This window comes from Paraburkholderia sp. J7, assembly GCF_905220155.1.
Lineage (GTDB): Bacteria > Pseudomonadota > Gammaproteobacteria > Burkholderiales > Burkholderiaceae > Paraburkholderia.
Genome location: NZ_CAJMYZ010000006.1, coordinates 64,288 through 88,521 on the forward strand (window position 1 = coordinate 64,288; position 24,234 = coordinate 88,521).

Here is a 24,234-nt window from a genome sequence, read left to right on the forward strand (position 1 = left end):
GAGCCCGTTTTGCATCGGCGCGAATCACGCCATATCGCACACTACATCGCACATCACACGTAACGGCGGACGCACACATGGGCACCAGCAACGGGGCGGCACTGCGCATCGCCATCATCGGCAGCGGCTTTTCCGGCATCGGCATGGCGATCCGCCTGCGCCGCATGGGCGTGGACTCGTTCACCATCTATGAAGCCGCCGCAAGCCTCGGAGGCACCTGGCGCGACAATGCGTATCCAGGCGCCGCTTGCGATATTCCTTCGCACCTCTACTCGTTTTCGTTCGAGCTGAATCCGGCGTGGACGCGCACCTACGCGCCGCAGCACGAAATTCTCGACTACCTGCGCCATTGCGCGCACAAGTATGACGTCGAGCGCTTCATCGAATATCGTTCGCGCGTGCACGCGGCGCGCTTCGTGCAGGCCCGCGGCGTCTGGGAAGTGGAGATCGAACGCGACGGCGCGATCAGGACGATCGAAGCCGATATCGTGATCGCTGCGAACGGCCCGCTCTCGCGCCCGGCGATGCCGCAGATCCCGGGCATCGAGCGCTTCGAGGGCAAGCTCTTCCACTCGGCGCGCTGGGACCATGACTATGCACTCGAAGGCAAGCGCATCGCCGTGATCGGCACTGGGGCAAGCGCGATTCAGTTCGTACCGCATATCCAGCCGCGCGCGGCCAAGCTCACGGTGTTTCAGCGCACGCCGCCGTGGATCATGCCGCGGCGCGATCGCGCCATCAGCGAACGTTGGCGCTGGATTTACCGGCACATGCCCTTCGCGCAACGCGTGGCGCGAGCCGCCATTTACTGGCAGCACGAATCGCGTGCGCTTGGCTTCGCGGTGGAGCCGCGCCTGCTCAAGGCGCCGACGAAGTTCGCGCTAAGCTATCTCGCGCATAAGGTCAAAGAGCCCGAACTGCGCGCGCGGCTCACGCCGGACTACGTGCTGGGCTGCAAGCGCGTGCTGCTCTCGAGCGACTACTACCCTGCCCTCGCGCAGCCAAACGCGGAGCTGGTCAGCGACGCGATCCGCGAGGTCGTTGCCGATGGCATCGTCACCGCCGACGGCAAGCACCGGCCTTACGACGCGATCGTCTGCGGCACGGGTTTTCAGGTCAACGGCGTCGACGCGCCTTTCCACGTGACGGGCGTAGACGGTCAGGACCTCAGCGAAACGTGGCGGCGCGACGGCCCCGAGGCGTACCTGGGCGCGAGCGTCGCGGGCTTCCCGAATCTTTTCTTCATGGTCGGGCCGAACACGGCGCTCGGGCACAACTCGATGATCTACATGATCGAGTCGCATATCGCCTATATCGCCGCCTGCATCCGCGCGCTGCAGCGCTCGGGCGCGCGCACGATGGAGGTTCGCGCCGAGGCGCAGCGAAGCTGGAATGCGCGCCTGCAAGCGCGTTTCGCGCGCACCGTGTGGCAGTCGGGCTGCCGCAGCTACTACCTCACGCAGGCGGGCAAGAACACCGCGCTGTGGCCAGGCTTCACGTTCATGTTCCGCCGCAAAACGCGCCGCGTGCGCAGCGCCGACTACGCGTTCGAGCGTTAGACGCGCTGCGGATGCCCCGCGTACACGCGCGTCTCGTAGGCGAAGTTCACCGTACCGTTTTTTTGCGTCGCCTCGAACAGCTCGCGCAGTGCCGCGAGCATCGGCTCGTGGCGCTCATCGCCGGCCCTCGGCGCATACGACGACGACATCAGCCGCCCGCGCAGGCCATCGAAGTCGAGCAACTGCGCATTCGGGAACACAGTCTGATGCTCGAAACCGTCGCCGAACCAGTCGGCCATCGCGGCCGAGTCGGGATAGGTTTCGGCCACTTGTGCGTAGTCGGGGCAAAAACGCTGCAGCAGCGCCTCGTAGCCCGCCAGGAACGCCGAACCTTCGAGCAGGCGGCTGTTCCAGAACAGCACGATCTTGCCGCGCGGTTTCAGGATGCGCGCGAACTCGCGCTGCGAATCGGTCTTGTGGAACCAGTGGAACGCCTGCGCGGCGCTCACGAGGTCCACGCTCGCGGCGTCGAGCGTCGTCGCCTCCGCCGTGCCCGCCACACTGCGATAGCCTTTGTAGCCGCCCAGCATTTCGTCCGCCGCGGCGCGCATGGCCGCGTTCGGCTCGACGGCCGTGACGGGGTGGCCCGCGTCGAGGAAAAGCCTGGTTGAGAGGCCCGTACCCGCGCCGATGTCGGCCACGGGCGCACCCGGCGCAATGCCGCACTCCACGTGCACGAAGGTCGCCACTTCGCGCGGATAGGTCGGCCGGTATTTCACGTAGTCTGCGACCCGGTCGGTGAAACGCCGGGTGGAATCGTCGATCATCGTTCTGCCCTTTTGTCGTTCAACCGCCGCCGCCCAGGAGCTTCACCAGCTCCCAGAGGAAGCGCAATACCATCAGGATCAGCTCCCAGAGCTGGATCAGTTGCTGCCAGAGCGCGAGCGGCGCGCTCCCGCCGAAAATCGCTTCGATCATCTTGCTCCCATCGCGACGCCCCTGTGCTCCTCATTTCAGGTTTGCGGAGCGCCCGAGTTCCCGATCATAGCGCCAGGCGCACCCCCTGCGCTCAAGTCTCCGTATTACGCGCCGTAAACAAGTTCAGAAAGCCCGGCGATCGGACCTGCTGGCGACCGGGCACGCCGCTTTTCAGAGCGTTGCGCTTTTCATTGCGCACCGGGCAAGGAGACACCCGATGACACGTTTGCGTTTGCTGGGCCTGCGCGGTCGCCGCCGCGCGGGAAAATCCGCCGGCGTCGTTGGCGACATTGCTGCGCACGCCGGCAGGCTCGGAATCGAGATCTGCGACGTGGCGGGCCACGTCGACGAAGTCGCCGCGCGCGTGCAGCGTCAGACCGACGTGTGCCACGCCCTGCGCGAGTCGGCAGCGCACACGCTCGCCGGCAACCACCAGATCGCCGCGGCAGCGCGCGCCATGCGCGAGCTGAGCACGGGCACCGCCGCCACGGTGCAGCAATCGCAGCAGACCATCGAGGAATCACTCGCCGACATTCACGGGCTGGTCGAAAGCGTCACCGTCATCGAGACGCAGATCCGCTCGCTCAAGAGCGCGCTTGCGCATGTCTCGAAGGTCTCCGAGGAAATCTCGCTGATCGCGCGGCAAACCCAGCTTCTCGCGCTGAACGCGGCCATCGAGGCGGCGCGCGCGGGCGAGTCGGGCAAGAGCTTCGCCGTGGTCGCGAGCGAGGTGAAGAACCTCTCCGCCAAAACCGCGCTGGCCACCGGCCAGATCGAGCAAACGCTCGGGCAGCTCACGCAGCAGACTGAGCAGCTCATTGCCGAAGGGACCGCCAACACCGAACGCGCGCATCGCGTGCGCGAAGGCACGCACACCATTGGCGCGGCCGTGCACAGCACCGGCCAGGCGATCATGCAGCTCGACGAGCACGCCGGACAGATCGCCCAGCTCACGGGCGAGATCGAGACGAAATGCGACGGGCTCGAAAGCCAGGTGGGCGAGATGGTCGCCGGCGTCGAAGATTCGGGGCGCAACTTCGTCCAGGCGAAGGACCAGCTCGGCAAGTTGCTCGAGGTCTCGGAAACGCTCATCGAACTTTCCGCCGCCACGGGCGTGGAAACCGACGACACACGTTTCATCGAGACCGTGCAGCGCGCCGCCGCCCAGCTCAGCAAGCAGTTCGAAGGCGCGCTCGCGCGTGGCGAGATCGGCGAAGCGGATCTGTTCGACAGCGTCTACGCGCCGGTGCCGAACACGAACCCGCAGCAGCACATGACGCGCTTCACCGCCTTCACCGACCGCGTGCTGCCCGCGATCCTCGAACCGCTGCTCGCGTTCGACGAACGCGTCGCCTTCTGCGTGGCGATCGATCCGCGCGGCTACATTCCGACGCACAATCGCAAGTTCTCGCATCCGCAGGGCGCCGACCCGGTGTGGAATGCCGCGAACTGCCGCAATCACCGCATCTTCAACGACCGCGCGGGGCGCGCAGCCGGATCGCACACCAAGCCCTTCCTGCTGCAAACGTACCGTCGCGACATGGGCGGCGGCACGTTCGTGATGATGAAGGACGCCTCCGCGCCGATCTTCGTGAACGGGCGGCACTGGGGCGGGTTTCGCATGGGATACCGTCTGTAACGATCGATCGCCCAAAAGCAAACGGCGCGCGGACATGGCTGTCCGCGCGCCGTTTTCGCATGCGCCTCGAAGCGCGTTGGCGATCAAACGGCCATCGCCATCCGCTTGCGCTCCGCGCGCTGCATGAAATAGTTGCCGGCGATCACACCCACGGTCACGACCGCAATGAACAGCGTAGCGAGCGCGTTCATCTCCGGGTTCAGGCCGAGGCGCACACGCGAGAACACCACGAGCGGCAGCGTGGTCGAGCCCGGTCCCGAAAGGAACGCCGAGAGCACCAGGTCGTCGATCGAGAGCGTGAACGAGAGCAGCCAGCCGGCCGCAAGCGCCTGCGAAATGAGCGGCAGCGTGATCTGGAAGAACACCTTGAACGGCGTCGCGCCCAGGTCGAGCGCAGCCTCTTCGAGCGACGGATTCAACTCGCGCACGCGCGACTGCACGATGATGGCGACGTACGAAATACACAGCATGACGTGGCCGATCCAGATCGTGAACACGCCGCGCCCCGCGGGCCAGCCGATCAACTTGCCCATTTCCACGAAGAGCAGCAAGAGCGAAATGCCCTGGATCACTTCGGGAATCACGAGCGGTGCGTTGATCATGCCCGAGAACAGCGTGAAGCCGCGAAAGCGCCCCATACGCGCGAGCACGAAGCCCGCCCACGTGCCGATGAATACCGACGCGAACGCCGTCATCAGCGCGATGCGCAGCGAGAGCCAGGCGGCGGTGATCAGCTCGTCGTCGGTGATGAGCGCCTGGTACCAGCGCGTGGAAAAGCGCGTCCACACCGTCACGAGTTGCGACTCGTTGAACGAGTAGACAATCAGGCTCAGGATCGGGATATAGAGGAACGCGAAGCCGAGGCCTAGCGCGATGAACATCAGAACGCGATTCGGTTTCATTTGCCGCGGCCCTCCAGTTCCTTCGCCTGGTAGTGCTGGAACAGCGCCATTGGCACGAGCAACAGGAGCACCATCGCGCAGGTCACGGCGGAGGCCATCGGCCAGTCGGCATTGTCGAAGAACTCGTTCCACATGACGCGGCCGATCATCAGCGTGTTCGCGCCGCCAAGCAACTCAGGAATGACGTACTCGCCCACTGCCGGAATGAACACCAGCAAGCAGCCCGCGATAATGCCGTTCTTCGAGAGCGGCAGCGTGATTTCCACGAACGCGCGCCACGGCTTCGCCCCGAGGTCGTACGCGGCCTCTAGCAGCGTGAGATCCATCTTCACGAGGTGCGCGTAGAGCGGCATCACGAGAAACGGCAGATACGAATACACCATGCCGATATAAACGGCCGTGTTCGTGTGATAAAGCTCGAGGGGCGAATGAATGATGCCGATCGACATCAGGAAATTGTTCAGCAGTCCGTTGTTCTTCAGAATGCCGATCCACGCGTACACGCGGATCAAGAACGACGTCCAGAACGGCAGCATCACGGCCATCATGAGGATGTTGCGCGAGGCCGGATTCGAGCGCGCGATGTAATACGCCATCGGATAGCCGATGATGAGGCACAGCAGCGTCGAAATCGCCGCCACGACCACCGAATTCACGTAGGCCGCGAAGTAGAGGCTGTCCTGGAACAGGAACGCGTAGTGCGAGAAGTCGAGCGCGATGTGCCACACGCCATCCGCGAACGACGCCAGCTCCGTGTACGGTGGAATGCCGAGCTGCTGGTCGGCGAAACTGATCTTCACCACCAGGATGAACGGCACGAGGAAGAACAGCAGCAGCCAGATGAACGGGCCCGCCACGACGGCCGTGCGGCCCGTCAGGTTAAAGCGCTTCGCGGGCCAGTTCAGGATGTTGCGCAAGGTCGTCGTGCTCATGTCGTCAGCACCACACCGGCCGAGGCGCTCCAGCGCACGTAGACTTCGTCTTCCCACGTGGGGGAGTCGATCTCGGAGAGCGCGAGACTCGACATGTTCGCGATCACCGTCTTGCCCGAGTCGAGCTTGACGTGATAGAGCGAGTAGCCGCCCATATAGGCGATGTTCTTGACCACGCCCTTGCCCCAGTTGAACACGCCTTCGGGCGGTTTGCGCGTGAGCGAGATGCGTTCGGGGCGCACCGAGATCGTCACGGGCATGCCGAGCGGCCCGGTGATGCCGTGATTCACGTAAAGTCGCACCGGCAGTTCCGGGCACTCGACGAACACGTGATCGGGCTCGTCCTCGACCACGTTGCCGTCGAAGAGATTGGTCGAACCGATGAACTCCGCCGAGAAGCGGCTGTTCGGGAATTCATAGACCTGGTTCGGCGTGCCGAGCTGGATGATCTCGCCTTCGCTCATCACCGCGAGGCGCCCCGCCATCGTCATGGCCTCTTCCTGGTCGTGCGTGACCATGATGCAGGTGACGCCAACCTTGTCGAGGATGTTGACGAGTTCGATTTGCGTGCGCTGGCGAATCTGCTTGTCGAGGGCGGACATCGGCTCGTCGAGCAGAAGCAGCTTGGGGCGCTTCACGAGCGAGCGCGCGAGCGCCACGCGCTGCTGCTGGCCGCCCGAAAGCTGGTGCGGCTTGCGCTTGGCGAAGCGCGTCATCTGCACGAGTTCGAGCGCGTTCGCCACGCGGTCCTTGAGTTCGTCCTTTTTCACGCCTTCCTGGCGCAGTCCGAAGCCCACGTTCGACTCCACCGTCATGTGCGGAAAAAGCGCGTACGACTGGAACATCATGTTGACCGGCCGGCGGTACGGCGGCATGGAGGCCAGGTCCTCGCCGTCGATCAGGATCTTGCCTGACGTCACGGTTTCGAGACCCGCGAGCATGCGCAGCAAGGTGGACTTGCCGCAGCCCGAGCTGCCGAGCAGCGCGAACAGCTCGCCCTTCTTCACCGACAGGTTGACGCCCTTGACTGCTGTCGTCTCGCCGAACTTCTTGACGACATCGACGATCTGCACGAAGTTGTCCGCGGCCGAATCTGCCGCGGTGAAGCCCGAAGGCAGCGAACCGGCGGTTGCCGGCGCGCTCGACTGGTCACTCATGATTCTCTCTGCCCTGCCTGTTTCTGCGTGAATCTTGGACGGGGTTGACGAACAAAGCCCCCGGCATCGTGCCGAGGGCTCGGGGTAAAACGGGATTGGATTCCAACCGCGTCAGCGGCCCGACTTGAACTCGGTCCACAGACGCGTCTGCAGGCGCTGGATCTCAGGCGGCAGCGGCTTGAGCAGGAACAACGTCTTCAGGACTTCGGGCGACGGGTACACGGCCGGGTCGTTGGCGATGTCCTTGTCCACGTACTTGCGCGCTTCCGCGTTCGCGCTCGGGTAGTAGACCGCGTTCGTGATCGCTGCGTGAACCTGCGGCGTCTCGATGTAGTTGATCCACTCGAGCGCGGCCTCCTTGTGCTGCGCATCCTTCGGGATGGTCATCACGTCAAACCAGATCGGCGCACCGCCCTTCGGAATGTAGTACTCGATCTTGTACGGCTTCTTCGCGTCGATGGCGCGGTGCTTGGCGATCACAACGTCGCCCGACCAGCCGTACGCGAAGCAGATGTCGCCGCCCACGAGGTCGTTGATATAGCCCGACGAGTTGAACTGCGTGATGTACGGGCGGATCTTCTTCATCATCGCGAGCGCGGCGCGATAATCGTCCGGGTTCGTCGAGAGCGGGTCACGGCCGATGTAGTGCAGTGCGGCCGCGAACATCTGGTCCGGCGCGTCGAGCACGGACACGCCGCAGGCCTTCAGCTTCGAGATGTTCTCGGGCTTGAAAAGGATGTCCCAGTTGTCGAGCGGCACGTTCTTGCCGAGGATCTGCTGTGCCTTCGTGACGTTATAGGCGAGACCGGTCGTACCGTACGCCCAGGGCACTGCGAACTTGTTGCCCGGATCCGCGCCGGCGACCAGCGCCATCAGCTGCGGATCGAGATACTTGAGGTTGGGGATCTTCGACTTGTCGAGCGGCGCGAAAATGCCGGCGGCGATCTGCTTGCCCGCGTAGTTGCTGGTCGGCACGACGATGTCGTAGCCCGAATTGCCCGCGAGCAGCTTGGCCTGGAGCGTGTCGTCGCTGTCGTAGTTGTCGTACTTGACCTGAATGCCGGTCTGCTTCGTGAAGTTCGGAATCGTGTCCTTGGCGATGTAATCGGACCAGTTGTACACGTTCAACTGCGTGTCCTTCGCTACCGACGTCATCCACGGCGCCGCGCACAGTGCGAGCGCGACCAGTTGCGCCACAACCCCTTTCTTCATCCCGTTCTCCGATCCTGACCGGCTCCGGCCGGCCGCCTGCCTCGCTTCGTGCCGCGCCACGTGTCACCCGTGCACGGCTCCCCTGTCTTGCCCAAAACCTACCATCAAACCCGCCCGGCAAGTAATAAAACGCGGGCGTGTCGCGCAAACGGAACATGGACCATGGGAGTACGGCCAGCCGCGCGCGGACGGTAAATCGCGCGCAATTTTAGCCGTTTCACGGGCCATGTCCACAAAAAACCGCTCTAGTGGCGCATGCGCGCGACGACCCGCTCCCTGCGGGGCGCGGCGCCTGACTCCACCTTGCTATCGGCTTGCAGTCGCTTTGCCGATTCATCGCGCATCGCATGCCGCCGCGGCGCGAGCACGGGCGCGGGCGGCCGCCGCGCCCGGTATCGGTTAACATAGCGGCGTTTCGTTCCCAAGCCGGCGCGCGCGACGCCCGGCCACGCCCCAAGGCTCTTCAATGGCATCCAATCTCCACGACCTCCCCGACAGCCCATGCATTGGCGTGTGCTCGACCCTTTTCGACGACGTCTGCAAAGGTTGCGGGCGCACCGCCGTGGAAGTCTCCAACTGGGTTTTCCTGAGCGACGAGGAAAAGCGCGCCGTGTGGGAGCGCATCGAGCGCGAAGGCACGGCCATGCGCTTCCAGAAAGACCGCGCCTGAAGCAAAAAACGCCGGACAAGCCGGCGTTCGAAAGTCGGTGGAGGGGCGATCGCTCAGAACTTCATGCCGACGCCCAGCCCCACCACGAGCGGATCGATATGCAGCGTGCCGAGCGACGTGCCGCCCATTGACGCGTCGGTGTGCATCCAGATCTTCTTGATATCCGCGTTCACGAAAATCCGCTTCGTCACCTGGAAGTCGATGCCGAACTGCAGCGCCGGACCAAAGCTGTGGTTGTCGATCGAAACCGGCTGGCCGCCTGCGTGCAGACCGTTGTTGTAGAACAGCGTGTAGTTGATGCCCGCGCCCACGTACGGCCGCACCTTACCCGCGTTGTTGAAGTGATACTGCAGCAGCAGCGTAGGCGGCAGCACGCCCACGCCGCCGAGTGCACCGATGTTCGACGTGACCTGGTTGCGCGACGTGCCGAGAATCAGCTCCACGCCGATGTTGTTGGTCGCCATGTAGGTGAAGTCGAGCTCGGGCACGATGGCGTTGTTCACGTCCGCGCCAATCGCACCGAGCGTACCGTTTCCGCGCGCGTCCGGCGCGATCTCGATCGCGCGCAGGCGCACCAGCCAGTCTCCCGCGTAGATGCCCGAGTCGGGCGAGCTGGCTGCGTTGGCGGGGGCTGCCAGAAGGGCCGCGCCCATGGTGAGCGCGGCGGTTGCTGCGATCTTTCTAATTGCTTTGTACATCGATAAACCCCGTGTCTGTTGTGTAGCCGTAGGAAGGCCTACAAATTGTCAGAGACGGGGTCCGGTGCCGTTTTGATAAGTGTCAAGCCAGTGCGAACGCTGCGCGCTGTGCGACCGCGGGTCGCGCAGCGCCGGTCAGCAGCAGTTCCAGCAGGTCGCGCACGCTGCGGATGGCATTGCCAAACGGCAGCGCTTCGCGGCCGCGGAAGAACAAGCCGTTCGCGACGTCGCCACGCAACGCCGCCGCGAGGCGCGTGTCGATGCAAAAGTGGCCGAACTTCTCGATGCCATCGCGCAGCCCGCAGGCCGAAAGACATTCGAGCCCGGTTGGGCAAGCGAGCTTGAGCGAGCCGATCTTGGTGCGAATACGCGACTCGTTGCGCAGATAACGTTCGAGCCACGGGGTTTTCACCGCGCGTGCCGGCAAGCCCGTCACACTCACGAACTCGACGATGTCTTCAGGCTTTGCGTCGGCGAGCACGCGCTTGAAGTCGGGGTGCGCGTCGCCCTCCTCGGTCACCGCGAACGGCGTGCCGACCTGCACGCCGTTCGCGCCCGCTTCGAGCCATTTGCGCACGGCCTCGTGGCTATTGATGCCGCCGGCCACGACGAGCGGCACGTCGCGCCGCGAGATGCCGAGCGTCGCGTAGACGCCTTCGAGTTCCTCAAAAATCTGCGTGAATGCGAAGCGCTCGTTGCCCATGTCGGCGATGTCGGTCACGCCAAGGTGACCGCCCGCGTAAGCCGGATGCTCGATCACGATGGCGTCGGGCAGGCGGCCCTTCTTCATCCACTTCTTGAGCACGAGCGCGACGCCGCGTGCATCGGACAGGATCGGTACGAGCGCGATATCCACGCCCGCCGTGAGGTCGGGCAAATCGAGCGGCAGGCCGGCGCCCATGACGATGGCGTCGGCGCCGTGCTCACAGGCGGCGCGCACATAGTCGGCGTGGGCGTTGACCGCCTTCATGACGTTCACGGCGATCATGCCGTTGCCGCCTGCCAGCTTGCGTGCCGACGCAATTTCGCGGCCAAGCGCGATGAGGTTCGCGCGCGCGAGCGTTTCGTGCCGCGGGTCGGCGCGGCACATGTCCATGAGATCGCTGTGATGATGGCGCAGGTCGATGCTCGCGATCGTGCCGAGCGCGCCTTCACGCGCGACACTGCCAGCCAGCCGGTGTGCCGAAATGCCGACACCCATGCCGCCCTGCACGACGGGCAGGAGTTGACGACCGCGAATCTGGAGCGGAGCGAAGGAGTGGCCAGGAACCATGTTGTGCTCTGTCGATGACAAAGCGCCTATGGTCGCGCGTACCCCACATATGACATTGACATGCATCAAACAAAAACGCGGACATCTGTGAAGAAGTCCGCGATCATGATTTACATCAACACGTCGCACTAAAAGATTTGCGATAGCGCGCGACGAGATGCCTCATCAGCCCTTCGGCAGCTTGAACTGCATCGATTTGTATTCGAGGTACTCCTCGAGGCCGTACGCGCCGTTTTCGCGGCCGTGTCCGGACTGCTTGAAGCCGCCGAACGGCGCGGCCATGTTCCATGTGCCGCCGTTAATGTCGATCTGGCCAGTACGAATGCGGCGCGCCACGCGCATCGCGCGCTCGTCGCTGCCGGCCCAAACCGCGCCGCCAAGGCCATACAGTGAGTCGTTGGCGATCGCCACGGCGTCGTCCTCATCCTTCGCAGTGAGAATCGTGAGCACCGGCCCGAAGATCTCCTCCTGCGCGATGGCCGCGTCGCGCGGCACGCGGCCAAACACGGTCGGCTTCACGAAGAAACCCTGTGTCACGCCTTCCGGCATGCCGGGACCGCCCGTCACGAGCTCGGCGCCGTCGGCCATGCCGCGCTCGATGTAGTGGAGCACGCGCTCCTGCTGCACCTTCGAGGCGAGCGGACCGAGCTTCGATTTCTCGTCGCGCGGGTCACCCACGGTGAATGCCTCTGCGGCCTGCTTCGCCAGGTCTCGCGCTTCTTCGTAGCGTGATTCCGGCACGATCATGCGCGTGTGCGCCGAGCAGGTCTGCCCCGAATTCAGGAAGCATGCGCCTACCGTGCCCTTCACGGCGGCCGCAAAGTCGGCGTCGTCGAGCACCACGGAGGCCGACTTGCCGCCCAGTTCCAGCGCAACGCGCTTGACCGTGGCCGATGCGACTTCCGACACGCGCTTGCCCGCGCGCGTCGAGCCGGTAAACGACACCATGTCGACGTCCGGATGGCGCGCGAGCACCTCGCCCACCACCGGGCCGTAGCCCGTCACGAGGTTGAACACACCCGCGGGCAGGCCTGCCTCATGGATGGCCTCGGCAAGCACGAATGCGTTGAGCGGCGCGACCTCGGAAGGCTTGAGCACGACGGTGCAGCCCGCGGCGAGAGCGGCGGCGACCTTGAGCGTGATCTGGTTGAGCGGATAGTTCCACGGCGTGATGGCCGCGACGACGCCCACCGGTTCGCGCACGACGAGCGAGTTGCCCACGCGCTCTTCGTACTGGAAGTCGCTTGCGAGCTTCGCGTAAGCACCCCAGTTGTAGACCGGGCCGCCCACCTGGATGGCGCGCGCGAGCTTGAGCGGCATGCCCACTTCGCCAGCGATCAATTGCGCGAGTTCGTCGGTGCGGGCCTTGAGGTTGTCAGCGATTTTCTGCAGATAAGCTCCGCGCTCGGCGGGCGGCGTCGCGGCCCAGCCGTCGAAAGCGGCGCGCGCGGCGGCGACGGCGGCTTCGGCGTCGGCTTCGATTCCTTCGGGAATCCGCCCCATCACCGTTTCGGTGCCCGAGTCGATCACGTCGATCGTGCCCTTGCCTTGCGGGGCGACCCATTGGCCGTTGATGTAGAACTGCGCGTAGTTGTTCATGGGCGGTGCTCCTGTCTCCGTATTCGTTTGCGATTTCATCGCGGCGCTTGCCGCGGCGACAGTGCATTCTAGCGTGGTTGACGCATACGTAAAGCCGGCGTGCAGGTGGCGCGATACGACGCCGGAAAAACAAAACGGGCGACGCTCACGCGCCGCCCGTTTTCATTTCACGCCCCGATCAGCGATCGAGCCTCAATGCAGCCCCTGGCTCGCCAGGAAATCTTCGTAGTTGCCGCTGTAGTCCTTGACCGTGCCGTCGGTCTTCACCTCGATGATGCGGTTGGCGAGGCCATTCACGAACTCGCGGTCGTGCGACACGAAAACCAGCGTGCCTTCGAACTTTTCGAGCGCGATCTGCAGCGACTCGATCGACTCCATGTCCATGTGGTTCGTGGGCTCGTCCATGAGCAGCACGTTGTGGCGGCCGAGCATCAGCTTGCCCCAGATCATGCGGCCCTTTTCCCCGCCCGACAGCACCTTCACCGACTTCCTGATGTCGTCGGCGTTGAACAGCAGGCGGCCGAGCGTGCCGCGCACCGACTGCTCGTCGTCGCCTTCCTGGCGGTACTGGTCGATCCAGTCCATGAGCGTGACGTCGGCCGGGAACTCTTCGTACGTGTCCTGCGGCATGTAGCCCACGCTCGCGTTCTCCGCCCACTTCACCGAGCCGTTGTCGACAGCCAGGTTGCCCAGCAGCGAGCGCAGCAGCGTGGTCTTGCCCGCGCCGTTCTCGCCGATGATCGCGATGCGCTCGCCCGGCTGCACGCTGATGCTGAGCTTGTTGAAGATGCGGCGCTCGTACGTCTTCGTGATTTCTTCCGCGACCACGACGATGTTGTGCAGCTTCTTCTCGAACTCGAAGCGGATGAACGGGTTCTGACGCGAAGAGGGCTTGAAGTCCTCGATCTTGATCTTGTCGATCATCTTCAGACGGCTGGTGGCCTGGCGCGCCTTCGACTTGTTCGCCGAGAAGCGGCGCACAAAGTCCTGAAGATCGGCCACACGTTCCTTGGCCTTCTGATTCGCGGCCTGCTGACGCTCGCGCGCCTGCGTCGACGCCAGCATGTAGTCGTCGTAGTTGCCCGGCCAGACCTTCAGCGTGCCGTAGTCCATGTCCGCCATGTGCGTGCAGACCTGGTTCAGGAAGTGTCGATCGTGGGAGATGATGATCATCGTCGAGTTGTACTCGTTCAGAACGTCTTCCAGCCAGCGGATCGAGTTGATGTCGAGGTTGTTGGTCGGTTCGTCGAGCAGCAGAACATCGGGCTTCGAGAACAGCGCCTGCGCGAGCAGCACGCGCAGCTTCCAGCCCGGCGCCACACCGCTCATCGGGCCGTTGTGGAAATCCGTGCCAATGCCGATGCCGAGCAGCAGTTCGCCCGCGCGCGCTTCGGCCGTGTAGCCGTCGTACTCGGCGAACTTCGCTTCGAGTTCGGCGGCGTGCATGTAGTCGTCGTCGGTGGCCTCGGGGTTCGCGTAGATCGCGTCGCGCTCGGTCATCGCGGCCCACATTTCCGTGTGGCCCATCATGACGACGTCGAGCACGCGCACGTCTTCATACGCGAACTGGTCCTGGCGCAGCTTGCCCAGACGCACGTTCGGCTCGAGGATGACGTTGCCCGAGCTCTGCTCGAGGTCGCCACCGAGGATCTTCATGAACGTGGATTTGCCGCAACCGTTCGCGCCGATCAGGCCATAGCGGTTGCCTTCGCCGAATTTGACCGAGATGTTCTCGAACAAGGGCTTCGGCCCGAATTGCATGGTGATGTTGGCGGTAGAGAGCACAGCGCGTCCCGGTAAGTAGATCGACGAAAAACCTGTAATTTTAGCAGGTTATGCCACTTCGCGCGCGAGTTCCAGCCGCGCGGGCGGCTCTGGGTCGGCCCTGCTCTGCGCAGCATGACACGGCTAGAAGTGAGGAATATGAAGCCGGCCGTGCGCGCCGGTTACAACGGGGCCACAACGCTTGCGGGCACCTGCAGGCACCCGCGCGACTCAGGATTCGCCGGTGCGAGGCGTCTGCAATACGTCGACGAAGCCCGAAAAATCGGCCTGCGCGAGGCCCATGGCCGCGGCCAGACGCAGCAATTGCTGGACCGTGCCCGAAACGGGCATGGGCGTGCCGGTCTGCGCGGCCGCAGCGGCGATCGTGTCCACGTCCTTCTGGAACGTCTTGAGCGCGCCGATAGGTTCGAGCCCGTCCTGCGTCATGCGCGGCACGAACGTGCGCAGCAACGTCGAATCGGCCCAGCCGCCCGCAAGCGCCTCGGGCAGCTTGGCCGCGTCGATGCCGCTGCGCCGCGCGAGGCTGACCGCTTCGGCAATCGCGGCGACGGTGGCCGTGACGATCGCCTGGTTGCACAGCTTGGTGGTCTGGCCCGCGCCCGCGCCGCCCATATGGGTCACGCGCGCCGAGTAGGCAGCCAGGATCGGCGCAACGGCGGCGACGTCGGCCGCCGCGCCGCCCGCCATGATCGCCAGCGTGCCGTTCTGTGCGCCCGCCACGCCGCCCGAGACCGGTGCGTCGACCCAACCCACGCCGAACGCCGCCGCGCGCTCTGCGAGCCTTTGCGTTGCGTCCGGAGGAATGCTCGAGTGATCGACGATGCAGCGTACGCGCACGCTTTCGCCCGACGCAGCGGCCAAAAGGCCGTGCTCGCCGAACACCACCTGCTCGACCGCCGCCGCATCGGCGACACACAGCAGCACCACATCGGCCTCGCGCGCCAGTTCGCCGGGTGTCGCGGCCACTTGCGCACCGTCGGCGATCAACGCCGCGGCCTTCGCGGGCGTCCGGTTCCACACTCGCACCGCGTGCCCGGCACGCAGCAAATGACGGATCATCGGTGCGCCCATCAGCCCCGGTCCGCAAAAACCCAGTACCTGCTCATTCATGCTTTTCGTCTCCTGCTTCCTCTGTTGCCGGCGTGTTGCGCCCGTTCCTGCCGGACACGCTCGATGCCCGGCTTCACGCGAGGCGCCATCATAACCGGCGCCGGAACCGTTCATGTTGGCGCTGGCACTCCGTTGCCTATACTCGATTGACGCGCCCACGTCGCGCGTGCTCCCGAGGAGACACTGCCATGAGCGACCACGTCTACAAGCAGATCGAACTGACCGGCTCGTCGAAGGTATCGAGCGACGACGCCATCCGCTGCGCGATTGCACGAGCGTCGAAGACACTGCGTTATCTGCACTGGTTCGAAGTCGTGGAAACGCGCGGGCTGATCGAAAACGATCAAATCTCGCACTGGCAGGTCACGATCAAGGTGGGCATCCGCATCGACGACTGACGCGTCGCGGCTTCTGGCCGCGTCGGCGCATCGCCTGCCGCATGACGATCAAGGCAAAACGGCTGCGCGAGCCTCGCGGGCTACACGCAGCCGTTTCGCGTACGCATGTCGAAATCGTACGAAGAAAGCGCACGCGCCGCCGTGTGAGACGGCACGTGCGCTCACCCGATACTTATTTCGGCAGCGAGCCGTCCACGCCTTCGACGTACCAGTTCAGGCGTTGCAGTTCCGGATCGGTCAGCGATTTGCCGGCCGGAATCTTGACTGCGCCCGCCTGATCCTTGATCGGGCCCGTGAAGACGTCCCACTTGCCGCTCGCGATTTGATCGCGCTTCGTGGCAACGGCCTTTTGCGCGTCAGCCGACAGTTCGGATGTGTTGACGTCGCCGAGATCGACGGCCTTCTGCGGGATGCCCCACCACACGGGGTCGTTCTTCCACTTGCCGTCGAGCACCTGCTGGATCACGGCGACGTAGTACACGCCCCAGTTCGCCTCGACCGAGCCGAGGTGCGCGTTCGGGCCGAACTTCTTCATGTTCGAATCCCAGCCGAATGCGTGGACGTGCTTCTCTTCGGCCGTCGCGAGCGTGGCGCTCGAGTCGGTGTTCTGGAGCAGCACGTCGGCGCCCTGGCCGATCAGCGTTTCAGCCGCCTGCTTCTCCTTGCCCGGATCGAACCAGCTGTTGATCCAGATGACCTTGGTGTGCACCTTCGGATTCACCGAGCGCGCGCCGAGCGTGTACGCGTTGATGTTGCGTACGACCTCGGGAATCGGCACCGAGGCGACGAAGCCGAGCGTGTTCGTCTTCGTCGCGTAGCCTGCCGCGACGCCCGCGAGATACGCGCCCTGATACATGCGCACGTCATAGGTGCCGAAGTTCGGCGCCTTCTTGTAGCCCGTTGCGTGGAGGAACACGGTGTCCGGGAAATCCTTCGCTACCTTGAGCTGGAAGTCCTGATAACCGAAGCTCGTGCCGAAAATGATCTTGTTGCCCTTGTTGGCGAGATCCCGGAACACGCGCTCCGAGTCCGCCGATTCCGGCACGTTTTCCACGCGCGTGATCTTGATCTTGTTGCCGAACTTCTGCTCGGCGGCCTTCGAGCCCTGATCGTGCGCGAAGGTCCAGCCGGCATCGCCCGGATTGCCGAGGTAGACAAACGCGACGCCCGGCGCATCGGCGGCGTGGGCCGCGGGCGCGAGCGCCGCCGTGCCGCACGTGGCGGCGACGGCGAAAGCGGTCAGGATGGTTTTTTTCATCGTGGATCTCCTGTCGTGGATTGGAAAACGGCGAGCATTTAATGCGTGTTGTTTAGTATTCCGTACTGCCACTACATGCTTCGCGGCTACCTGCGGCCGCCTAGGCAGCCCCAAAAAACGGCTTGCCAAGCGAAGCCGGTGCGTTCAGGCGGATCGTGTTCGGGTTGCGCGAAATGAGCACGAGCACGACGATCGTCGCGACGTACGGCAGCATGGCGAGGAACTGCGTGGGCACCGGCACGCCCACGGCCTGCGCGTAAAACTGCGCACCCGTGACCGCGCCAAAGAGCAACGCGCCGATCAAGAGACGCCCAGGACGCCACGTCGCGAACACGACGAGCGCAAGTGCAATCCAGCCGCGCCCTGCCGTGATTTGCTCCTGCCACAAATGCAACTGCACCACGGAGTAATAGCTGCCTGCGAGCCCCGCCATGGCGCCACCGAACGCCGTCGCGCCATAGCGCACGCCAATCACGGGAAAGCCTACGGAATGCGCAACCTGCGGCGACTCGCCCACCGAGCGCAGCACGAGTCCGGCGCGCGTGCGATAGAGAAACCAGCCGACCACGGCGAACATGATGAACGCGAGGTAATCGACCGGCGTGAGGCTGAAGAACGCCTGCCCGACCACCGGCAGTTGCGAGAGGCCCGGAATCGGCCAGGCCGCGATGGTCGCCGACGTGGCGGCCGACGTGTACGGTTTGCCGACATATGCCGAAAGCCCGACGCCGAAGATCGTGAGCGAGAGCCCTGTCGCGACCTGGTTGGCGAGCATGGTGAGCACGAGAAAGCCGAACAGCAGCGCCATCACCACACCTGCGGCCATGCCCGCGATCAGGCCGAGCCACGGGCTGCCGGTAATCGTCGTGACCGCGTAGCCCGTCACGGCGCCCATCAGCATCATCCCTTCCACGCCGAGATTTAGGACCCCCGACTTCTCGGTGACGAGTTCGCCCACGCCCGCAAACATGAGCGGGATGGCGGCGGTGACGGCGCTCGAGGCGAGCGAGCTGGCTTGCTGGATATCCATATCGTGTGGCCTGTTTCGTTGTTCTCAGGGTTGCGCTGATCAGTTCGCAGCGGCGACCGGATGATGGCGGCGCACGCGATAGTTCACGAACAGGTCCGCGCCGAGCAGACAGAAAAGCAGCAGCCCCTGAAAGACGCCGGAAAGCGCCTGCGGCAACTGCAGCGATGTCTGCACCGCTTCGCCGCCCAGGTAGAGCAGCGCCATCAAGAGGCTCGCGAGCACGATACCGACCGGATGCAGCCGCCCGACGAACACGACGATGATCGCCGTGAAGCCATAGCCCGGCGACCACGTCGCCTGCAGTTGGCCAATGGGGCCGGCAATTTCGCCCATGCCAGCGAGCCCCGCGAGGCCGCCCGAAAGCAGCAGCGACGTCCAGATCGTCTTTTTCTCCGAGAAGCCCGCGTAACGCGCGGCGAGCGGCGCGAGGCCGCCCACGCTCATACGGTAGCCCGCGAAGCTGCGGCGCATGAAGAGCCAAACGAGCGGAATGGCCGCGAGCGTGAGGAAGATCGACGCGTTCAGGCGCGTGCCGCGCAGCCAGTGGATGCGCCAGTCGCCGCCGAAGGTCGGATAAAGCGCGTCGCCGCTGAACATTTCGGAGAGCGGAAAGTTCATGCCTTGCGGGTCGCGCCAAGGCCCGCTCACGAGCCAGATCAGCAGTTGCGTGGCGACGTAGGTGAGCATGAGGCTCGTGAGAATTTCGTTGGTGTTGAAGCGGCTCTTGAGCCACGCGGGAATCGCCGCCCACGCCATGCCGCCCAGCACGCCCGCGAACATCATCAGGAAGAGAATCCACCAGCCCGAGGATTGATCGAAGTAGATCGCCACGCCGCTCGCCGCGATGCCGCCCAGCACCATCTGCCCTTCCGCACCGATGTTCCACACGTTGGCGCGATAACCCGCCGCGAGACCGAGCGCGATCAGGCAGAGCGGCGAGGCTTTGAGCAACAGTTCGGACCAGCCGTTGACGCTCGAAAGCGGTTCGATGAAGAACGCGTGCATAGCCTGCAAGGGATCGCGGCCCACGAGGCCGAAGATCAGGAAGCCAATCGCGAGCGTGAGCAGCGCCGCAATGACCGGCACGGCGATGCGCACTGTGCGCGAGGGCGTCGTGCGGGCTTCGAGTCGGTACGGGAAGATCATGGTCGTGAAATCGGTGGGGGGTCTCGAGTGGTTTATCAGCGTGCGCGTGTCGTTCTGTGACGCATATCAGGCGTTCGCCACGGTCTGCGCGGGCGGCTCGCCGTTCGGCCGGCCGCCGCCTCCATGTTCGGTGCGCTCGCCAAAGAGCCCCGCCATCCAGCGGCCGATTTCCTCGGCGTTCGTCTCGCCAGTCAAACGTGCGGGCGAAAGGCGTCCGCCTGCGAGCACGGCAATGCGGTCGCAGATGTCGAACAGTTCTTCCAGTTCTTCCGAGATCACGAGTATCGCCACACCGCGCGCCGAAAGGTCGAGCAACTGCTGACGGATGAACGCCGCCGCGCCCACGTCCACGCCCCAGGTGGGCTGTGCGACCACGAGCACCTTCGGCGCCTGGAGAATCTCGCGCCCCACGATGTACTTCTGCAGATTGCCGCCCGAGAGGCTTTGCGCGAGCGCGTCCGGGCCGCCGCAGCGCACATCGAACGCACCGATGCAGCGCTCGGCGAACGCGCGCATCGCGCCGGTCTTGAGCCACCCCGAGCGCACCATGCCTTCGCGGTGCGCCGTGAGCAAGGCGTTCTCGGCAAGCGACATGGCCGGCACCGCGCCGCGCCCCAGCCGCTCCTCCGGCACGAACGCGAAGCCGAGCTTGCGGCGCGCGCCGGCGGAAAGCCGTCCTGCAGCCTTGCCGCAAATCTTGACCGCATCGGCGCTCACGCCATGGCGTGCCGCTTGCGCCTCGCCCGAGAGCGCCGCGAGCAATTCCGCCTGGCCGTTGCCCGAGACGCCGGCAATGCCGAGAATCTCGCCGGCATGCACGCTGAACGATACGTCGTTGAGCGACGTGCCGAACGGGTCGTCGCTCGGCATCGACAGATGCTTTGCCTCGAGTAGCACGTCACCAGGCGTGTGTGCGCGCCGCGTGTAATCGGGCAGTTCGCGCCCGACCATCAACCGCGCGAGCGACGCATGCGTTTCTTCGCGCGGAATGACGTGGCCCGTGACCTTGCCGCCGCGCAGCACGGTGGCCGTGTCGCAAAGCTCCTGGATTTCGTCGAGCTTGTGGCTGATATAGAGAATGCTGCAGCCTTCGGAGGCCAGCCGCCGCAGTGTGCCGAACAGCTTGCGCACGGCTTGCGGCGTGAGCACCGAAGTCGGCTCGTCCATGATCAGAAGACGCGGGTTCTGCAGCAGGCAGCGCACGATCTCCACACGCTGTCGCTCGCCCACCGTGAGGCTATGCACGTGGCGCTGCGGATCGACATCGAGGCCGTATTGCGCCGACACCTCGCGAATGCGTTTGCCGAGCGTTTTCAGGTCGAACGGTTCGTCGAGCGAAAGCGCGATGTTCTCGCCAACGGTCAGCGTTTCGAACAACGAAAAATGCTGGAACACCATGCCGATGCCGAGCTTGCGCGCCGCAGCCGGATTCGCGATTTCGACGGCCTGGCCTTCCCAGCGAATCTCGCCTGCGTCCGGGCGCACCGCGCCGTAGACGATCTTCATGAGCGTGCTCTTGCCCGCGCCGTTTTCGCCGAGCAAGGCGTGTATTTCGCCCGGCGCGACCGAGAGTGTGACGTCGTCGTTCGCGCGCACCGCCGGGTATTGCTTGGTGATGCCGGCAAGCGCGAGGCGCGGCACGCCGCTGCCATCCTGCGCACGCGTTGCCTGACGTGAAGAAGAATCACCCATGGAGGTTCCGCCGTTGTACGTTATTGCTGTCCGAAAACCGTTTGATGCTTACCGCTTTGCCCAGGCGCCGTGCGCCGCCGTGCGGGGGTGACGATACCTGTTAGCCCCCCGAAGGTCGAGCCGCCAAAAATCGCTGTTGCCTCGCTGCACGGGCCGCCCGGCAAATGTCTCGGGGTAAGCCTCGCTTGACGTCACTTTTTGTCCATATTAAAAACGATATACCCCCAAGCCCCATCGATCAGCCAGAACATATAATTCGGAGAATTCATGAGTCAGCAACGCGAGGCGATCGACACGTACCTCTTGCGCGTCTTGCACACGCTTCTGATGGAGCGCAGCGTGACACGCGCGGCCGTCAAGCTCAATCAGTCCCAGCCCGCAATCAGCGCGGCGCTGCGGCGTCTGCGCGACATCACCGGCGACCCGCTCCTCGTGCGCGGCAAGTCCGGCATGGTGCCGACCGAGTACGGCCTGCGCCTGCTCGAACCCGTTCAGAACGCGCTGCGCGAGATCGAGCGCATCCGCTTCCAGCAACACAATTTCGATCCCGCCACTTCCATCCGCTGCTATCGGATTGGCTGTCCTGACTATCTGAACGTCCTGTTCGTGCCGACCGTGGTCGAGCGCTTTCGTCAGGCCGCGCCCAACGCCACGCTCGAGTTCCACTCGCTCGGGCCCGCGTTCGACTACGAGCTCGCGCTCGAGGAAGGCAAGCTCGATATCGTCATCGGCAACTGGCCCGAACCGCCCGAGCAGCTGCACCTCTCGAACCTGTTCGTCGACCAGATCGTTTGCCTGATGAGCAACACGCACCCGTTCGCCAAGCGCGGCGGGCTCACGCTCGACCAGTACCTGAACGCGCCGCATCTCGCGCCGACGCCCTATTCCGTGGGCCAGCGCGGCGCCATCGACGTGCACCTCGCCCGCGAGCGCCTCAAGCGCCACGTGGTCGTTACGCTCCCGTACTTCAATCTCGCGCCCTACGTGCTCGTCAAATCGGACCTGGTCTTCACGACCACGCGCCTTTTCGCCGACCACTATGCGCGCTTCCTGCCGCTCACGGTCGTGCCCGCGCCGCTCGACTTCCCGCCGATGCAGTACTACCAGTTGTGGCACGAACGCTGTCATTACTCGGATGAAGTACGCTGGTTGCGCAGCCTCATCGCCGAAGCGACGAAGACGCTGATCGACAAGCCTTGAGTATCACGGCCGCAAGTTGCTGCGGCCGCCTGACTGTTTCTACACCCTTGTGCGTTGCGCGCTGACCTTACTTAGCGCGCCATCTCCACGAGCTGCGCCGCGAGTCGGTTGTGCCGCTCGATGACCGGCCCGAGCTCCACCGTCTGCAACACGCCCTCCTTCACGACCACGCGCCCGCCGATCACGCTCAGCGCGACCTGCGAGGGTGCGCAAAACACCAGCGCCGCGACCGGATCGTGCAGCGCCCCGGCGAAAAGCGGCTGGCGCAAGTCGAACGCCACGAAGTCGGCCGCCATGCCGGGCGCGAGCGCGCCAATGTCGTCGCGGCCCAGCACCTGCGCGCCGCCCAGCGTCGCGATTTCGAGCGCTTCGCGCGCCGTCATGGCGTCCGGGCCGAAACCCACGCGCGCAAGGAGCATGGCCTGACGCGCTTCGGCCACCATCTGCGCGCCGTCGTTCGACGCCGAGCCATCCACGCCAAGTCCAACCGGCACGCCCGCGAGCCGCATCTTCTTCACAGGCGCGATGCCCGAGGCGAGCCGCATGTTCGAGCACGGGCAATGCGCGACGCCCGTGCCGGTCCTGCCGAACAAACCGATGCCGTGGTCGTCGAGCTGTACGCAGTGCGCATGCCATACGTCGCGGCCCACCCAGCCGAGATCCTCGGCGTATTCGGCGGGCGTCATGCCGAACTTTTCGCGGCTGTAAGCAATGTCGTTCACGTTCTCGGCGAGATGCGTGTGCATCGACACGCCGTAGTGCCGCGCGAGCACCGCCGATTCGCGCATCAGATCGCGGCTCACCGAGAACGGCGAGCATGGCGCCACCACGACGCGCAGCATCGCGTACCGGCCCTCGTCGTGATACGTCTCGATGAGGCGCTGCGTGTCGGCGAGAATCGCGTCTTCGCGCTCGACCACGGAATCGGGCGGTAAGCCGCCATCCTTCTGCCCGACGCTCATGCTGCCGCGGCTCGCATGAAAGCGCATGCCGATGCGTTGCGCCGCGCGAATGCTGTCGTCCAGACGACTTCCGTTCGGGTAGATGTACAGATGATCGCTCGACGTCGTGCAGCCCGAGAGCAGCAGTTCCGACATTGCCGTGAGCGTGGAGACCTCGATCATCTCGGGCGTGAGGTTCGCCCATACCTTGTACAGATTCGTGAGCCAGCCGAACAGTTCGGCGTCCTGCGCGGCCGGCACGGCCCGCGTGAGGCTCTGGTACATGTGGTGATGCGTATTGATGAGGCCCGGCGTCACGAGGTGGCCGCTCGCGTCGATCACCTCGTCGGCCGTGGCGGGCAACTCCGCCGTCGGGCCGACCGCGACGATACGGTTGCCTTCGATATAGAGACCGCCGCCGCGAATTTCGCGGCGGGCGCCGTCCATCGTCACCAGCATGTCGGCGTTTTTCACCAGTAAGGTCTTGCCGGTCTTTTGCGGGTCCTGGCCCTGTGCGAGTGTGCGTTCCATCGTCCTTGTTCGCTCCGTTGTCGTGCCGCCGCGAGCGCTTAGCCCTTCTCGCTCGCGCGGCGTGTGAACCAGACGCCCTCGCCTCACCCGCCGGCCTCGCCGGTCGCCCAGGCGCCCGGTGCCGACGCGTCCCGACGAGGACGCCGCTGGCCCGGTTACCCGGCGTCCACCGCCGTCTTCGGGACGCGCAGCACGCGCTGCGCATGGCCTCTACGATCCGCAACCAAAATAGTCATGGCAATTCGCGCCACTGCGATACCCACATTTACGCCACGCATATAAAGGTCGATTTTTGGCGTCGCTACGATGCAAACAAGGGGCGCTGCTTCGATCCAGGGCGCATTCGGCGATTGGACCCATGTGGCACCCACGCGGCACCCAGGGCGTACCCTCATGCTCGCGGATTTATCTTTCCTATCGCTCGCGCTCGCCGGGGGCGATCGTTCTTAAAATGCGTTCACGGCGCTCGCTTCGATCCGCCGACGGGTATGTAGCCACTGACGTGGAGCCTCGATCCGCCGCAATGCATCATGCATGGGATCGAGAGCTGCCGCTGAAACCTCGCAATCGCACCAGGCACTCAC

The 24,234-nt window shown here is 64.6% G+C and carries 21 protein-coding genes; 5 read left to right on the forward strand and 16 right to left on the reverse strand.

Annotated features, from left to right (window positions below):
* The first annotated feature begins 77 nt into the window (after positions 1 to 77).
* Positions 78 to 1,559 (forward strand): NAD(P)/FAD-dependent oxidoreductase, encoded by a 1,482-nt coding sequence (locus U5A58_RS11615; protein ID WP_321961567.1) that lies wholly within the window; start codon positions 78 to 80, stop codon positions 1,557 to 1,559.
* On the opposite strand, the gene U5A58_RS11620 is transcribed toward U5A58_RS11615, so the two are convergent.
* Together U5A58_RS11620 and U5A58_RS11625 are read right to left on the reverse strand one after the other, a co-directional pair.
* Positions 1,556 to 2,326 (reverse strand): class I SAM-dependent methyltransferase, encoded by a 771-nt coding sequence (locus U5A58_RS11620; RefSeq protein ID WP_321961568.1) that lies wholly within the window; start codon positions 2,324 to 2,326, stop codon positions 1,556 to 1,558. The two genes, U5A58_RS11615 and U5A58_RS11620, sit on opposite strands and share 4 nt — an antisense overlap.
* Positions 2,327 to 2,345: 19 nt before the next feature.
* A complete protein-coding gene (locus U5A58_RS11625; RefSeq protein WP_267904745.1) occupies positions 2,346 to 2,477 on the reverse strand; it encodes a hypothetical protein in 132 nt (43 codons plus the stop codon).
* 217 nt (positions 2,478 to 2,694) lie between these two features.
* Here U5A58_RS11625 and U5A58_RS11630 point away from each other — a divergent pair, with 217 nt between their 5' ends.
* Positions 2,695 to 4,116, forward strand: coding sequence for a methyl-accepting chemotaxis protein (locus tag U5A58_RS11630; protein WP_321961569.1), 1,422 nt, complete (start codon positions 2,695 to 2,697; stop codon positions 4,114 to 4,116).
* Positions 4,117 to 4,199: 83 nt separating this feature from the next.
* Here U5A58_RS11630 and U5A58_RS11635 read toward each other — a convergent pair whose 3' ends face one another.
* The 4 genes from U5A58_RS11635 to U5A58_RS11650 all read right to left on the reverse strand — a co-directional run bounded on the left by U5A58_RS11635 (position 4,200) and on the right by U5A58_RS11650 (position 8,319).
* A complete protein-coding gene (locus U5A58_RS11635) occupies positions 4,200 to 5,018 on the reverse strand; it encodes an ABC transporter permease subunit (protein WP_158757721.1) in 819 nt (272 codons plus the stop codon).
* Entirely contained in the window at positions 5,015 to 5,950 is a 936-nt protein-coding gene (locus U5A58_RS11640) for an ABC transporter permease subunit (protein WP_321961570.1), read from the reverse strand. Before U5A58_RS11640 ends, U5A58_RS11635 begins: the two co-directional genes overlap by 4 nt.
* Positions 5,947 to 7,107 carry an ABC transporter ATP-binding protein gene (locus U5A58_RS11645; protein ID WP_415774209.1) on the reverse strand — a complete coding sequence of 387 codons (1,161 nt, stop codon included), beginning with the start codon at positions 7,105 to 7,107 and terminating at the stop codon, positions 5,947 to 5,949. The genes U5A58_RS11640 and U5A58_RS11645 overlap by 4 nt, the downstream gene beginning before the upstream one ends.
* A 111-nt stretch (positions 7,108 to 7,218) precedes the next feature.
* Entirely contained in the window at positions 7,219 to 8,319 is a 1,101-nt protein-coding gene (locus U5A58_RS11650) for a polyamine ABC transporter substrate-binding protein (protein WP_321934840.1), read from the reverse strand.
* 466 nt (positions 8,320 to 8,785) lie between these two features.
* Here U5A58_RS11650 and U5A58_RS11655 point away from each other — a divergent pair, with 466 nt between their 5' ends.
* Positions 8,786 to 8,989, forward strand: coding sequence for a DUF1289 domain-containing protein (locus tag U5A58_RS11655; RefSeq protein WP_028204006.1), 204 nt, complete (start codon positions 8,786 to 8,788; stop codon positions 8,987 to 8,989).
* Positions 8,990 to 9,042: 53 nt separating this feature from the next.
* Here U5A58_RS11655 and U5A58_RS11660 read toward each other — a convergent pair whose 3' ends face one another.
* The 5 genes from U5A58_RS11660 to U5A58_RS11680 all read right to left on the reverse strand — a co-directional run bounded on the left by U5A58_RS11660 (position 9,043) and on the right by U5A58_RS11680 (position 15,454).
* On the reverse strand, positions 9,043 to 9,687 hold the full coding sequence (locus U5A58_RS11660) for an OmpW/AlkL family protein (RefSeq protein WP_321961571.1): 645 nt from the start codon (positions 9,685 to 9,687) through the stop codon (positions 9,043 to 9,045).
* Between the two features lie 82 nt (positions 9,688 to 9,769).
* Entirely contained in the window at positions 9,770 to 10,960 is a 1,191-nt protein-coding gene (locus tag U5A58_RS11665; protein WP_321961572.1) for a nitronate monooxygenase family protein, read from the reverse strand.
* A 165-nt stretch (positions 10,961 to 11,125) separates the two neighbouring features.
* Positions 11,126 to 12,559, reverse strand: a complete 1,434-nt coding sequence (locus U5A58_RS11670; RefSeq protein WP_321961573.1) for an aldehyde dehydrogenase family protein — start codon at positions 12,557 to 12,559, stop codon at positions 11,126 to 11,128.
* A gap of 192 nt (positions 12,560 to 12,751) precedes the next feature.
* On the reverse strand, positions 12,752 to 14,344 hold the full coding sequence (locus tag U5A58_RS11675) for an ABC-F family ATPase (RefSeq protein ID WP_321961574.1): 1,593 nt from the start codon (positions 14,342 to 14,344) through the stop codon (positions 12,752 to 12,754).
* A 210-nt stretch (positions 14,345 to 14,554) separates the two neighbouring features.
* Positions 14,555 to 15,454 carry an NAD(P)-dependent oxidoreductase gene (locus U5A58_RS11680; protein WP_321961575.1) on the reverse strand — a complete coding sequence of 300 codons (900 nt, stop codon included), beginning with the start codon at positions 15,452 to 15,454 and terminating at the stop codon, positions 14,555 to 14,557.
* Positions 15,455 to 15,642: 188 nt separating this feature from the next.
* On the opposite strand from U5A58_RS11680, the gene U5A58_RS11685 reads away from it, so the two are divergent.
* Positions 15,643 to 15,852: a dodecin gene (locus U5A58_RS11685; RefSeq protein ID WP_158757712.1), complete on the forward strand. Its 210-nt coding sequence runs from the start codon at positions 15,643 to 15,645 to the stop codon at positions 15,850 to 15,852.
* A gap of 172 nt (positions 15,853 to 16,024) precedes the next feature.
* On the opposite strand, the gene U5A58_RS11690 is transcribed toward U5A58_RS11685, so the two are convergent.
* From U5A58_RS11690 to U5A58_RS11705, 4 genes are all read right to left on the reverse strand, one after another.
* Positions 16,025 to 17,110: a BMP family ABC transporter substrate-binding protein gene (locus tag U5A58_RS11690; RefSeq protein WP_321908682.1), complete on the reverse strand. Its 1,086-nt coding sequence runs from the start codon at positions 17,108 to 17,110 to the stop codon at positions 16,025 to 16,027.
* A 100-nt stretch (positions 17,111 to 17,210) separates the two neighbouring features.
* Positions 17,211 to 18,140, reverse strand: coding sequence for an ABC transporter permease (locus tag U5A58_RS11695; protein ID WP_321961576.1), 930 nt, complete (start codon positions 18,138 to 18,140; stop codon positions 17,211 to 17,213).
* 39 nt (positions 18,141 to 18,179) lie between these two features.
* Entirely contained in the window at positions 18,180 to 19,286 is a 1,107-nt protein-coding gene (locus tag U5A58_RS11700; RefSeq protein ID WP_321961577.1) for an ABC transporter permease, read from the reverse strand.
* 66 nt (positions 19,287 to 19,352) lie between these two features.
* On the reverse strand, positions 19,353 to 20,978 hold the full coding sequence (locus tag U5A58_RS11705; protein WP_321961578.1) for an ABC transporter ATP-binding protein: 1,626 nt from the start codon (positions 20,976 to 20,978) through the stop codon (positions 19,353 to 19,355).
* Positions 20,979 to 21,245: 267 nt separating this feature from the next.
* Here U5A58_RS11705 and U5A58_RS11710 point away from each other — a divergent pair, with 267 nt between their 5' ends.
* Positions 21,246 to 22,178 (forward strand): LysR substrate-binding domain-containing protein, encoded by a 933-nt coding sequence (locus U5A58_RS11710; protein ID WP_158757707.1) that lies wholly within the window; start codon positions 21,246 to 21,248, stop codon positions 22,176 to 22,178.
* Between the two features lie 71 nt (positions 22,179 to 22,249).
* Here U5A58_RS11710 and U5A58_RS11715 read toward each other — a convergent pair whose 3' ends face one another.
* The gene (locus U5A58_RS11715; RefSeq protein WP_321961579.1) at positions 22,250 to 23,650 is read right to left on the reverse strand and encodes an 8-oxoguanine deaminase; all 1,401 of its coding nucleotides are present in this window, start codon (positions 23,648 to 23,650) and stop codon (positions 22,250 to 22,252) included.
* Positions 23,651 to 24,234: the final 584 nt, after the last annotated feature.